The sequence below is a fragment of the Anseongella ginsenosidimutans genome, assembly GCF_008033235.1.
GTDB lineage: Bacteria > Bacteroidota > Bacteroidia > Sphingobacteriales > Sphingobacteriaceae > Anseongella > Anseongella ginsenosidimutans.
Genome location: NZ_CP042432.1, coordinates 2,276,534 through 2,289,448, shown reverse-complemented (window position 1 = coordinate 2,289,448; position 12,915 = coordinate 2,276,534). Strand labels below are relative to the sequence as shown.

The following is a 12,915-nucleotide window of genomic DNA, read 5'->3' as shown; positions in this document are numbered from 1 at the left end:
GTCATTCAATTTTAGTATGTTATGAAACCTCCATCAAACACATTATATTCAATCTGTCGTGGTTTGTCCTGTATTCTTTTGCTTTTACTTACTTCATGCGAACGGCTCGAGGTAAGAGATGCGCTGGAAAATGACGACACCGTTCCAGGTTCGGTCACCGGTATTGAAATAGAAAACATTTCAGGCGGTGCGATCATCCGTTATACCTTGCCTGATGAGAATGACCTTCTTTATGTGCTGGCAGAATATGAAATCCGCCCGGGCATAAAACAACAAGTCAAAGCTTCCCTTTACAATAATTCCCTGGTTGTGCTGGGCTTCGGTGAGGTCAAAAAATACCCGGTTACGCTCTATACCGTGGATCGAAGCGGTAACCGGTCTGAGCCCGAACATATACAAGTGCAACCCACGAGTTCACCTGTACGGGATGCCTTTAATGCCCTGGAGTATGAAAGTGACTTTGGGGGTATTAATTTAAATTTCCGGAATGAAGCCAAGGCCGATCTGTCCGCAACCATCCTGATCAAAGATGCTTTTGACGAGTGGATTGAATACGATAAATATTATACCGCATTAGTGAACGGATCATATGCGGTAAGAGGGCTCCCGGCGGAGCCAACCATATTCGGCGTTTATATCAGTGACCGCTGGGAAAACACTTCCGATACCCTGATCAAAGAAGCTGTTCCCCTCTTTGAAGAAGAGCTGGACAAAGAAATTTTCGAACTATTGCCGCTTCCCGGTGACGCGGTCAGCCGCTGGAACCTTAGGGCATTATGGGATAATAACACCACTTCAAACAACGGATTCCATTCCAGCGATGCACTCCCTAAGCGTTTTCAATTCAACCTGGGAGAAAAATCTAAACTCAGCCGGTTCCGCATCTGGGGCATCGCAGACGGCCGTGAATATTCGTCGGGTAATATAAAAGAGTTTGAAATATGGGGAAGTGATAACCCAAGTCCTGACGGAAGTTACGACGGATGGACCTTGCTGGGTGAGTATGAGGTGATCCGGCCTTCGGGATTGAATGTTGGTGACGAATTGACGGCGGAAGACCGGGAACAAGCCGCAGCCGGTTTTGAATTCATTGTTCCGCCTAACGCACCGGCCGTTCGGTATATACGCTTTAAGATCCTTTCGTCATTTGCGTCGCCGCGCGATTCAGAAAAAGCAGAGGTATGGTTCAAGGAATTTACATTCTGGGGACAGTATGCACAATAATAACAATATGAGAAATAAATATTTCCGGCCACATTTTGCATTTATAATAATGGCCGCTATCTGCCTGGCTGCCTGCAGCAAAATGGACAGCACCTATGAGGAGTTTTTGAGCGGCGGAGAACTCCGGTATAGCAAAAAGCCCGATTCAATCAGCATACATCCCGGTAAAAACCGGGCTGAAGTGTGGATGCTAATATCTTCACCTACTATCAGTAAATGCAAAGTATTCTGGAACGACAAACTGGATTCCATCGAGATCCCGGTAGTAAAAAAGTCCAAAGTGGATACGGTAAGGGCGATCATTGAAAATTTGGAAGAGGGATCCTATACTTTTGAATTTATAACCATTGATAAAGAAGGGAACAGGTCCCTGCCAATAGACACCACCGGTGAGGTATACGGGGATATTTACCTGGCTTCGCTTCATTTCCGGATCGTAGAGAAAGCGGCTATGATTAATAACGAGGTGACCATTTCCTGGTTAAATGAAAGCAGCAAGGATGCGCTTTTAACGGAGCTTCACTATAAGGATGCCGAAGGGGCAGCTCATCACATCCGGGTAGCGAAAGACGATGCCGAAACCAGGATCAGTCCAAGGCCTCAGAGGGGATCCATACAATATCGTTCGCTATTTTTACCCCATCCCGATGCGATCGATACCTTTTATACCAGTTTCCAGGCAATATCTCCGGAGGCTATTTATGCGGGATTTCCTGAAACCTTTGAAGACAGCCAATACACAAAAACCGCTTACCCTGCGGAGGATCTGGATATCGGGTCGGGCTTATGGCGTTTTGATAATTTCTTAATAGGCGACGCACCGGGGGACAGTAAAAACGACTCACGGAGCCTGCGTTCCCATCGTGGTCAAACCAGCTCCGGACCCAAAAACTCCATTTTGGAAATGCTTTACGATTTACCGGACGGCGCCTCCAAAATATCGTTTTATCACGGGATCTGCGCGAGTGACGACCCCAGTAGTTTCAAAGTCCAGCTATCTAAAAACGGTGGCACAGACTGGGAGGATATCAGCGAGGTGATTGAGAATACCGCTTTGTTAACCTACCGGGAGATCCTGCTGGACGTAGACGGACCGGTGCGCTTCCGCTTCTATAAATTGTCAAACGCGGAAGCCGGGCGCGATGAAGGCAGAATGAACATCGACGATATTAATATAGTTCCTAATTAAGAAGAAAAATGACACCCAATAACATGAATAACACTTTAAAGTTTGTACTGAACATATTGTCGATCGTCCTGATTGCCATTTTAAGCACCCTCCCCCCGCCTATGCCCAGGAGGAATACGATATCTGCGTTTACGGAGGCACTTCGGCCGGCGTTATCGCCGCCTATACCGCTGCGAAGATGGGCAAATCGGTCGTTTTGGTTGTTCCCGACGGACATATCGGCGGCCTTTCATCAGGCGGCTTGGGCCAGACGGACATAGGGAATAAGCAAGCCATCGGCGGGCTTTCACGTGACTTTTATCGCAGGTTAGGAAAAATTTACGGGAAAGAGGAAGCGTGGAAGTTTGAACCGGGCGCCGCGGCAAAGGTTTTCAGCGATTACCTGGAAGAGGCCGCCGTACCGGTGATCTACGACAAACGGGTAGCGAAAGTCCGTAAAAAAAAGGGGGAAATCACATCGGTCCAACTACACCCTACGGATGGAACAAATAACAGGAAACAAGTCATATCGGCTAAAATATATTTGGACTGTACCTATGAAGGTGACCTGATGGCGCTTGCCGGTGTCACTTATACAGTTGGCAGGGAAGATAACAGTATTTATAATGAAACACTGAACGGTTACCAGCTCCCGGAATATTTGAAACAATCGGGCAGGCACCAGTTTCCCGACGGAGTAAGCCCCTACCGGATTCCCGGCGACCCTTCCAGCGGACTGCTCTACGGGATCAGCAACGCAACGCCTGGCAAGACCGGCGAAGGCGACCGGAAAGTACAGGCGTATAATTTCCGTATTTGCCTGACAGACAGCGCAGAGAATCGCATCCCTGTTACCAGGCCGCCGGATTATGATTCCACTAAATATGAACTACTGGCCCGCCTGTTCAAAGCCCAGCCGCAAATGACCGGGCCCAATGATTATTTCATCTGGAGCAGGATGCCGAACCGGAAAACAGACGTCAACAACAGGGGCGGGTTTTCAACCGACATGATCGGCGCAAACTATAACTGGCCTGAAGCCAGCTTTGAAGAAAGAAAAGAAATATTCGAAGATCATGTTTCCTATACCAAAGGCCTGCTCTACTTTGTAAAAACAGACCCGAGAGTACCTGCCCGCCTGCAGGAATTCGTTAGCCAATGGGGCTACCCGAAAGATGAATATGTTGACCACGGGCATTTTACCCCCCAGCTTTATATCCGGGAAGGCCGGAGAATGGTTGGTGAGTATGTCATGACTGAACATAATTGTACCGGAGAGCGCTTGGTCAGCGATCCTATTGGCATGGCAGCATACACAATGGACAGTCATAATGTCCAGCGTATCGTGGTAAACGGAATGGTAAAAAATGAAGGAAATGTAGAAGTGGGCAAATTTCCTCCTTATCCGATATCCTACGGTGCAATTACACCGAAACAGGAAGAATGTACCAATCTCCTGGTGCCCGTTTCCTTATCAGCTTCTCACATAGCTTTTGGTTCCATACGCATGGAACCTGTATTCATGATACTTGGCCAAAGCGCAGCCATTGCCGCGTCACAGGCCATTAATGAAGATAAGGCGGTACAGGATATTAACTATAACCAGTTAAAAGCGGCCCTGCTGGAAAACAAGCAAGTGCTGGGTGCTAAGCAAAGTAAACAATGATCAAAGACGACTCAAGAAGAGCCTTTATAAAAAAAGTGGCCATTGCCACCTCGGGTATAGCCGGCATATCAGGCACGGCCCCGGCAATGCTTACCGGGAGCGATTCCGTGCCTGAGGAACCGGGCAAGTCAGACCGTCCGCTTAACTACGATCTGCTAGTATACGGCGGCACTTCGGGAGGGGCAATTGCTGCATATACGGCAAAAATGTACGGCTTGAAGGTGCTGTTGGTGGAACCCGGCCGGCATTTGGGAGGTTTATCATCCGGGGGCCTGGGCGCTACCGATACCGGCGGCAAACACGAAGTTATTACGGGGCTGGCCAGGGACTTCTATACACGGATAGGTAAATATTACGGTAATAAACCCGTATTTCGATTTGAACCCCGCGTCGCAGAGTCGATTTTTAATGCTTATATAAACGAAGCCGAAGTTGAAGTCTGGTATTCCCGTCGGATGAAAGCTGTCAGCGTGAAGCGATCAAAGATCACCCGTGTTGAACTTGAAAGCTCCGCAAATTCTTCCGATGTACTTTCGGTAGCCGCCACCCATTTTATCGATGCCTCCTATGAAGGCGATCTGATGGCGAAAGCAGGTGTTAGCTATACAATAGGCCGGGAAAGCAACCAGGTGTACAATGAGAAATTCAACGGAGTATGCCTTTCCAGGATTGCCGGCACGTACAATGGCAAGGTCAAAAGAACAAGTGAGTGGCCGGTTGCAATAGATCCGTATGTGATACCGGGAAGCCCATCCAGCGGCCTGCTACCTGAAATTAACGACATTGAATACAAGCCAGACGGAACAGGTGATAAAAGTGTACAGTCCTATTGTTTTCGGTTGTGCCTCACGCAGGAAAAAGAAAACCAGCTGCCGTTTACGGAGCCTGGCAATTATAATCCCGACAGGTATGAGCTTCTGGTAAGGTTGCTTAGTAAAAAGCCCTGGGAACAACTAGGCAAAGGCAATGGCTTTATTATCAGTAAAATGCCGAACGGGAAGACGGACTGGAACAACTACGGCTTAGCCGGGTTTTCTTCCAACTATACAGGCAAAAGCCATGATTATCCGGATGCAGACTACTCGGGCCGCAAAAGGATATGGAACGACCATATTGACTATCAACAAGGTTTACTATGGTTTATTGCCACCGATAGCCGGGTCCCTGAACATCTCCGTAAAGAAATGAACACCTGGGGATATTGCCGAGACGAATTTCTGGATACCAATGGCTGGCCGCATCAGCTGTATATTCGCGAAGCCCGCCGCATGGTTGGAGAATTCGTAATTACAGAACACGAATGTGTCGGGCAGCGGCCGGTTACAGACGGTGTTGGTTATGGCGCTTATGCGCTCGACAGTCATACCTGCAACCGGATAGTGGTAAACGGCCGCGTGGAAAACGAAGGTAATTATTTTATTAAGGGCTTTGACCCCTATCAGATCTCTTATCGTTCCTTATTGCCAAAACGCAACGAAGTCACCAATTTACTGGTTCCTGTTTGTTTGTCGGCTTCGCATTCGGCTTTCGGCTCCATCAGAATGGAACCGGTGTTTATGGGATTGGGACAGGCTGCCGGTATCGCTGTTTTTCACGCCCGGCAGAAAAACGGTATATTGCATGATCTGGATGCTTCAGAAATACGCAATGAATTAGACAAAACTCCGCAGCTAAACAGGAAGTGATGAGACGAACACTTGTCCTCTCTCTTTTATTATTGTCCGCTAGTGTGTTTGCACAGTCCCCCCGAAAACCGAATGTGCTGTTTATTATATCGGACGACTTAACTACCACAGCGCTGTCATGCTATGAAAACCAGGCCTGCCATACGCCTAATATCGACCGGCTGGCTTCCGAAGGCGTCAGGTTCACCAGGAGTTACAGCCAGTTTCCGGTTTGCGGGCCATCCAGGGCATCCCTTTTATTCGGGTATTATCCCCATGCTACTGAAACATTTGGCTATGTAAGCGGAAGAGCGCAGGTAGGCCCAACGCGAAAATCGTTGCCGCAGCTCTTTAAGGACAATGGTTACTATACCGCCAGGGTGAGCAAGATCTTTCATATGGGCATTCCGGGCGACATCGAGAAAGGAACCGACGGCGCCGACGACAAGGATTCATGGACAGAAACCTTTAACAGCCAGGCTTCCGAATGGAAAGCCGCAGGGGAAAGCGAACTCGTGCAGAACAACTCCTATGGAAAGCTGGACAGAAAAGGGGGCAATGTAATGACAATCGTCAAAGCCGAAGGGGACGACCTGGTCCATGCGGACGGAAAAACGGCTGCAAAGGCGTCCGAACTGATCCGCAAGCATAAAAATGAACCTTTCTTTCTTGCTGTCGGGCTTGTAAGGCCGCACGTTCCCTTCGTGGCGCCAAAAGGCTATTTCAAGCCCTATCCATATCAACAGATGGTATTACCTCCGCAAGTGCAGAACGATTGGGACGATATTCCGCAGCAAGGGATCAATTACGTAACCAGTCAGAACGCGCAAATGTCTGAAGACCAGGAAAAGAAAGCCATTGCCGGATACTACGCCTCCGTTTCCTTTATGGATGCCCAGGTAGGCAAGATACTTCAGACCCTGCGTGAGGAAGGACTGGAAGACAATACGATCGTGATCTTTACTTCTGATCACGGTTTTCATTTGGGTGAACACCGTTTCTGGATGAAAGTAAGCCTCAAAGAAGAATCAGCGAGAGTCCCGCTGATCATCAAAGTGCCCGGCAAAGCGCCAGCTGTTTGTCACTCCCTGGTAGAGCTATTGGATCTGTATCCAACAGTAGCCGGACTGGCAGGTTTGCAGGCGTCACCGCGCCTGCAAGGGAAAAACCTTTCCGAACTGCTGGATGATCCGGAAAAAGAAGTCCGCTCCTACGCGTTTTCAGTTTCATCCTGGAACAAAAAATTTTCGTTTCTTTTGCGCTCGCAAAAATGGGCATTCATCCAATACGGGGAGGATGGCGCAGGAGGGATCGAGCTGTTTGACATGGAGTACGATGAAAAACAATTTAACAATCTGGCCAATAATCCGCGTTACCAGCAGCAGGTAAACCTGTTCAAAAAGGAATTGAAGAACAAATTGCAGGCTGTCAGAACAAATGACCTGGGCAAAACTTACCGGTGATCGTATCAGCCCCGTATTTCCAGGTATTTTTCCTTCATCAGGCTTAACGAAAAAGCTGCGGCAGAAGCGCTCAGCACAGAAAAGTCGAACACTCCTTTTATTCCGGTTGAAAAAGTCATTGACAACGCAAATATCAGCAATAAATATCCGCTCAACTTTGCAAACAGCTCGGTTTTAAATCCGACCAATAAAAAAATGCCAAAAATTATTTCGGCAGCGGTCGCCATAAATCCTATTGCCGGGATCATTGATCCCGGGATCCATGGATTCAGGAGTTGCGTATATTCCAGAAAACTGCTCCAGTTCCCCCAAACTGAAACATCATCGTTCCACCATCCAAACCGGTCAGCGCTTGCTGATAAAAAGCCGATTGAAATAGCAAGCCGCAAAAACAGTTTGATTATTTTTTTATCCATAATTACTTTTTAAATATAGGTTTTTTGTCCATTAATGGTGTTTGTGAGGGATTTAAAAGACAGGATGTAACAGCTATTCCGGCAACAATCAAAGGTGAGAGGGCATCCATTGGAGCGCCGGTGACGATATGTGATATTACCGCGCCTGTTGTAACAAAGACCAACCCTGCATACGCGCTGGTTTTAAACAAAAGAGGTATACCGGGTATACTCAGGCTAATTGCTCCGAGAATTTTCCCGAGCCCTATTATGGACATCGCGTATAGGGGGTAACCGAGTTGTTCAAAAACCCGGACCTGGTAATCAGCCCGCAGAAACTGGCTAAGCCCGCCAATAAACATTCCTAAAATGGTAATCCCTGTGGTAACCCTGAATATAACCATTCGGAATCTTACCGAAACTGTTCCTGACTTCTTGCTTACTTTTGTCATCGTTAAAGGATTTTATATTTTTTACCCTTATAATGACTGAACTTCCAGAAATTGGACATCTTTCCAGGTGATTTTTTAGCTAAACGACGCCTTTTGGCTGTAGCTGTCCGAAAACATATTGAGTACTGGCACGCCATGACGGTCTTTTTTCCAAAGGTCCTCATGTGCGTTCACTGCAGGCTCAATCTCCGGTGTCTCAGCATCCTTAAGTACGGGAATTACAATTAGCTTGGAAGTATCTGACAATGAACCATTCGGGCTAAAATTATTAAGCCCGCGTATTTTCAGGTTGTTCTTTTGTTGAGGTAATTGCGAAAGAGGGGCTCCGTCGCTATGTTTTCGGCCTTCTAATTCTTAATTCGCCAGACCATATCGTGAACCTGGTCATTGACCTTAAAATATTCTGGACTATTCCAGCCGGCCCTCCTCTTAAACCTTCAAAAATATCTCCTTCTATCAGGCAGGTGGGTTCAGTTCCAGTTTCATCATTACATCCATCTGTTCATCGTCACCCAATTTAAAGCTGTGTTTGCCAAACTCAACAAACCCATTCTTTTTGTAAAAGGCGACTGCTTTATGATTTTCTTCCCAAACGCCTAACCAAACATATCCGGCATCTCTCTGCCTGGCGATATCAATTGCTTTTTGACAAAGCGATTGCCCCACCCTTTTACCTTGAAACGCCTTTAGGACGTATATCCGCTCAATTTCAACAGCATTATCGTCCTGTAGTTCTGTTTGTGCATCACCAACATTTATTTTCAGATACCCCGCAACTTTGTTATCGGCTTCTGCAAAGTAAAATTCAGAATCTGCATTATTCAGTTCAGTAACCAGCGCGTCAACAGAAAGTCTTTCTGCGAGGTATTTTTCCATATTCTCTTTAGTGTTTTCTGCCGAAAATGTATCGAAAAAAGTCTCGCGTGCAATTTTCTGCAATTCCATCACATCATTCTTCGTTACGCTTCGGATGTTTATTTTATTCAATGTGAATACGTTTTTAGAATTCCCTTTCTCCGAACTCACTCACCGGCAGTTTGATTTTTCTCGCCGATGTATTTAAGTTGAAACTTAAGTTCAGCATGAAAACATCGGTCTCATAAATATAGTTTGTAGTCGTGTAAAAATCGGGTCCTGAAGTGGTGATCCGCTGCTGGTTGGCTTCAAATAAACCCAGGTCTATGTTTTGCCACTGGAGTAAAGCGGTGAAGCGGCCTTCAAAAAACGTCTTTTTAACGGATAAGTTCGGCGACAGAAACCGTGAATCTACGCCCTGAACGGTAGTCTATTCCCAGTTCCAGGCCAAGGCGGCTGGCCTTATCTGCGTTGGTGTACACACGATTTAAGATGGTGTCGGCATAGACGCTATTTACCCGTTGTATCGGATTTTTGATATTCTGGTAATAGACCGTGGAAAAAAGCGAGCCTCATGCTCTCATTACGTGGCAGTTTCCCAGACCTCTGAACCCATTAATACAGACAGGCCTGACCAAAGTGACGGCACTTACACCTCGCCGAAAGGATCCTTTCAGCTCGAAACAGGGTTTACCTACGGAAAAGAAGAAAGCCAATACCTGTTACACAATACCATGCTGCGTTACGGCCTGTTTTCCAAAACGGAAATCCGTTTGTCGGTGGATTATGGGAGAATGAAATCAAAAACCGGCATAATGCCGGTCGGGATCAGCGTGAAACACCGGATTGCTTTGCAAAAGGGACTGTTTCCGGACATCACTGCCGTGGGAAATATCGGCCTTCCGTTTTCAGCGAGCCGGAATTTCCGGCCCCGGAACCAACCCGCAACCTTATCGTTGGCATTCCAGAATGAGTTTTTGGAAAAATTTTCCGTAGTTTACAATGTCGGCTGGTCGCTGGACGGAGTGGCCACAACGAACAATTGGATACTTACCACCTCGGCGGGTTTTTTTGCCACAGAAGCACTGTCTTTTTTCGCTGAATATTTTTCACAGTTTGCAAGTTCTGCGAGACCTGATCATAATATCGACATGGGCGTAGCATGGCTGCTGAAAAATAATCTACAGCTGGATCTTACGGCGGGTTCGACCATACTGGCCGGCAGCAAGGATCGCTTTGTCACCACGGGAATTTCATATCGATTCGACTAGCGCTTACTCAACAGCATTGCGTATTTATCATTTACTGATTAATTAATCTACCGCTTGGCAGAAAAAATGGCAGTATGCTGATTTTTTTTCAGAAAAACAGCCCCTTGGTATATATTTTGAGCATTTTGCAATAACGGCTCGATGTTATTCAACCGGCGAATAACCATTTGTTTAACCATAAAAAAGGAGGCAATTATGTCACTCATCAGAAAACAGGGACGTTTTTCCCCGACGATTCCCTCTGTGTTCGACGATTTCTTTGATCGCGAACTTTTTAACTGGGGTAACAACAATTTTTCGTCGACCAGCACCACGGTACCATCCGTGAATATCAAAGAAAACATGGACAATTTCGTAGTCGAGCTGGCCGCTCCGGGCATGAAGAAAGAGGACTTTGAGGTTTCGCTTGACGGCAACCTGCTTACCATTTCCTCCCAGCGGCGGCAAGAAGACGAAAAACGGGAAAGCGGATACACCCGCAGGGAATTCAGCTACCAATCTTTCCAGCGCAGCTTCAGCTTACCGAAGGATGTGGTGGATGAGGACCAGATCAGGGCAACCTATAAAGATGGATTGCTCCACCTTACCATTCCTAAAAAGGAAGAAGCCAAGCGTCTTGCACCAAGGCGGATAGAAATTCAATAAGGTCGAAGGCTTGCGTCATGCAAGCCTTTTCGATTTAAAGAGCTGCGGCAATAAGGATCCTGCCCGAAAACATGCTGAGTACCGGTAAGGAAGCTAACGAACAGGAAGAGTATTCTCGCCAACATCATAATTGATTTCTTTACGTAAGGATTCTGGTATAGCGGTCAGGGAAAGGCAAAGCAATCAACGATGAAGGTTTCGCAGTATCCTTAAAAGTACGGGAATTATAAATAGCCTGCAAGTGTCTGGCAATGAACCACGGCCTAAAGTCACCAGCGGCTTTAAGTTCCACCGCCTGCCGTTGACAATCACTGAATTTACTTTTCCTTTTATGGGGCAATTTGTTTAATTTCGGTAAAAGAACCATTCAGAAGTGTTGGATGACCCCGAGTTGGCCAGATTGACGGAACTCTTAAAGCAGGGAGACCGGACTGCTTTTAATAAGCTGTACGAAATGCAATGGAAGAAGCTTTTCTCCGTTGCTTACCAGGCGCTGGGCTCGGTCGACGACGCAAAAGATATCGTTCAGGATACGTTTGTGAAGGTATGGGACAAAAGGGAGCAGCTGGATACTTCCTACCCGGTATCAGGTTTCCTTTTTACAATCTTAAAGAACAACATTATTAATTACCTAAAGAAAGAGCTTTCACGAAAAAAAAGGCTTCAGAACGCCTTCGGCAATCGCGAGGAAAAAGATCACTCCCCGGAAGATCACTATGAAGCCAGCCAGCTTTCTGTGCTGCTGGAGCGGGAAATCAACCAGCTTCCTCCCAAAATGCGGCACATACTGGTTTTGAGCCGGAATAAGAATATGGCGATAAAGGAAATTGCAACCGCATTAAACATTGCCCCTCAAACGGTAAAGAATCAGCTGTCCAACGCGCTCAGGATCCTTCGCTCTAAGATATAATGATTTTTCACCCGTCGCTTTCCGGATAAGGCTTCCATATAATTTTTTAAAAAAGTTCTGGTACCTCCCGGCGCCGGAATTGTATTAGTTATATAAAGCTAGCAATGAATCATTGTGGAAGGAAAGCGTAAAATCATAGATCTGCTGAACAGCAACCTGCCTGAGCCTTTCTCTGAGGAAGAAAAGAGGATTCTGGACGAATGGGTGACCGCCGGAAACGAAGAAGCAGACGAGACGCTTCTGGGCGACGAAGAAAAAATGCAGGCCATTGAAAAGGAGATGCTTGCCGGGATCAACGAGCGAATCGATGGCCGAACTTCCCGGCGTATGCAGGGGAAACTGCCTTTTCTGCGTATCGCTGCTTCTATTGCCCTCTGCTGCGCCGCGGCCCTTTTTATTTACTACCTTTCGGGTAAAGGAAAAGCTGACTATATCACGGCAAGTGCTTCTCAGGGAAAAGTAATGCAACTGCTGCTGCCCGACAGCTCGGTCCTTTGGCTGAATGCCGGCAGCACCGTTAAATATCCCAGGACTTTCGGTGCGACGCGGGATGTGCAGCTGGTAAACGGGGAAGCTTTTTTTGATGTCAGGCGGAACGAGCAGCGGCCGTTCAGGGTGTTCGCATCAGGGATTAACGTGACTGTTCTGGGCACTTCATTCAACGTGAAATCATTTAATAACCTGGAAGAAGCCAAAATCACCGTGGCAAGCGGCAGGGTGCAGATAAGTGATTCGTCCCTGAACCTGGGAACATTCAGCCGGAACGATGAGCTGATCATTAATAAGCGCTCCCGGGAACATTACACACGTACGGTAGAATCAGGCAATGTAATCAAATGGCGCCAGGGCGCTGTTAACCTGTATGAAGTTCCGTTCCGGGAATTAATACTGACCCTTGAAAATGCCTATGGAATCAGCGTAAACTACGACCCGGCATTCTTCGCAAATTGCCGGACAACCATTAGTTTCCATACCAGCGACAATCTCAATCAGGTACTGGATATGGTCAAGGCTATTTACGGGCTAAGCTACCGGATAAAGGAAGGGAAGGAGGTAATACTCGAAACCGATCAACTTATACAACCTTGCCGATAAAAGTTCAATGCCCGCTGCCACGGGCATTGAACGGAGTAAAAATGCAGCATCGCTATACCTGAAGGCTTAGCGCAGCATTTTAGTTTTCAGAACGAACCAAAAACCAT

General features: G+C 47.0%; 13 protein-coding genes. 9 read left to right on the top strand and 4 right to left on the bottom strand.

All coding sequences use genetic code 11. The features are described from left to right. The first annotated feature begins 63 nt into the window (after positions 1–63). Genes FRZ59_RS09510 through FRZ59_RS09490 form a run of 5 tightly spaced genes read left to right on the top strand, consistent with a single transcriptional unit; the run spans position 64 to position 7,185 of the window. Positions 64–1,224 carry a DUF5000 domain-containing lipoprotein gene (locus FRZ59_RS09510; protein ID WP_158640590.1) on the top strand — a complete coding sequence of 387 codons (1,161 nt, stop codon included), beginning with the start codon at positions 64–66 and terminating at the stop codon, positions 1,222–1,224. 7 nt (positions 1,225–1,231) lie between these two features. Next, positions 1,232–2,413 carry a DUF4998 domain-containing protein gene (locus tag FRZ59_RS09505; RefSeq protein ID WP_158640589.1) on the top strand — a complete coding sequence of 394 codons (1,182 nt, stop codon included), beginning with the start codon at positions 1,232–1,234 and terminating at the stop codon, positions 2,411–2,413. Positions 2,414–2,468: 55 nt separating this feature from the next. Then, positions 2,469–4,058, top strand: coding sequence for an FAD-dependent oxidoreductase (locus tag FRZ59_RS09500; protein WP_147698295.1), 1,590 nt, complete (start codon positions 2,469–2,471; stop codon positions 4,056–4,058). Further along, on the top strand, positions 4,055–5,743 hold the full coding sequence (locus FRZ59_RS09495) for an FAD-dependent oxidoreductase (RefSeq protein ID WP_132130266.1): 1,689 nt from the start codon (positions 4,055–4,057) through the stop codon (positions 5,741–5,743). Before FRZ59_RS09500 ends, FRZ59_RS09495 begins: the two co-directional genes overlap by 4 nt. Then, positions 5,743–7,185, top strand: a complete 1,443-nt coding sequence (locus FRZ59_RS09490; protein WP_132130267.1) for a sulfatase — start codon at positions 5,743–5,745, stop codon at positions 7,183–7,185. Before FRZ59_RS09495 ends, FRZ59_RS09490 begins: the two co-directional genes overlap by 1 nt. A 5-nt stretch (positions 7,186–7,190) precedes the next feature. Here FRZ59_RS09490 and FRZ59_RS09485 read toward each other — a convergent pair whose 3' ends face one another. The 4 genes from FRZ59_RS09485 to FRZ59_RS19065 all read right to left on the bottom strand — a co-directional run bounded on the left by FRZ59_RS09485 (position 7,191) and on the right by FRZ59_RS19065 (position 9,287). After that, positions 7,191–7,601 carry a DoxX family protein gene (locus tag FRZ59_RS09485; protein ID WP_132130268.1) on the bottom strand — a complete coding sequence of 137 codons (411 nt, stop codon included), beginning with the start codon at positions 7,599–7,601 and terminating at the stop codon, positions 7,191–7,193. A 2-nt stretch (positions 7,602–7,603) separates the two neighbouring features. After that, positions 7,604–8,032: a DoxX family protein gene (locus tag FRZ59_RS09480; RefSeq protein WP_132130269.1), complete on the bottom strand. Its 429-nt coding sequence runs from the start codon at positions 8,030–8,032 to the stop codon at positions 7,604–7,606. A 456-nt stretch (positions 8,033–8,488) separates the two neighbouring features. Continuing rightward, positions 8,489–9,019, bottom strand: a complete 531-nt coding sequence (locus FRZ59_RS09475) for a GNAT family N-acetyltransferase (RefSeq protein ID WP_132130270.1) — start codon at positions 9,017–9,019, stop codon at positions 8,489–8,491. A gap of 13 nt (positions 9,020–9,032) precedes the next feature. Further along, entirely contained in the window at positions 9,033–9,287 is a 255-nt protein-coding gene (locus tag FRZ59_RS19065) for an outer membrane beta-barrel protein (protein WP_225975287.1), read from the bottom strand. A gap of 187 nt (positions 9,288–9,474) precedes the next feature. Here FRZ59_RS19065 and FRZ59_RS09465 point away from each other — a divergent pair, with 187 nt between their 5' ends. From FRZ59_RS09465 to FRZ59_RS09450, 4 genes are all read left to right on the top strand, one after another. Continuing rightward, positions 9,475–10,158: a transporter gene (locus tag FRZ59_RS09465; protein ID WP_158640588.1), complete on the top strand. Its 684-nt coding sequence runs from the start codon at positions 9,475–9,477 to the stop codon at positions 10,156–10,158. 195 nt (positions 10,159–10,353) lie between these two features. Next, positions 10,354–10,803, top strand: coding sequence for an Hsp20/alpha crystallin family protein (locus FRZ59_RS09460; RefSeq protein ID WP_132130272.1), 450 nt, complete (start codon positions 10,354–10,356; stop codon positions 10,801–10,803). 373 nt (positions 10,804–11,176) lie between these two features. Beyond that, positions 11,177–11,713, top strand: a complete 537-nt coding sequence (locus FRZ59_RS09455) for an RNA polymerase sigma factor (protein WP_132130273.1) — start codon at positions 11,177–11,179, stop codon at positions 11,711–11,713. Between the two features lie 114 nt (positions 11,714–11,827). Then, positions 11,828–12,808, top strand: coding sequence for a FecR family protein (locus tag FRZ59_RS09450; protein ID WP_132130274.1), 981 nt, complete (start codon positions 11,828–11,830; stop codon positions 12,806–12,808). Positions 12,809–12,915: the final 107 nt, after the last annotated feature.

Bases quoted from the DNA above. Each gene is read 5' to 3' on its own strand.
- FRZ59_RS09505 (WP_158640589.1), top strand. From the start codon at position 1,232: ATGAGAAATAAATATTTCCGGCCACATTTTGCATTTATAATAATGGCC.
- FRZ59_RS09495 (WP_132130266.1), top strand. From the start codon at position 4,055: ATGATCAAAGACGACTCAAGAAGAGCCTTTATAAAAAAAGTGGCCATT.
- FRZ59_RS09490 (WP_132130267.1), top strand. From the start codon at position 5,743: ATGAGACGAACACTTGTCCTCTCTCTTTTATTATTGTCCGCTAGTGTG.
- FRZ59_RS09485 (WP_132130268.1), bottom strand. From the start codon at position 7,601: ATGGATAAAAAAATAATCAAACTGTTTTTGCGGCTTGCTATTTCAATC.
- FRZ59_RS09480 (WP_132130269.1), bottom strand. From the start codon at position 8,032: ATGACAAAAGTAAGCAAGAAGTCAGGAACAGTTTCGGTAAGATTCCGA.
- FRZ59_RS09460 (WP_132130272.1), top strand. From the start codon at position 10,354: ATGTCACTCATCAGAAAACAGGGACGTTTTTCCCCGACGATTCCCTCT.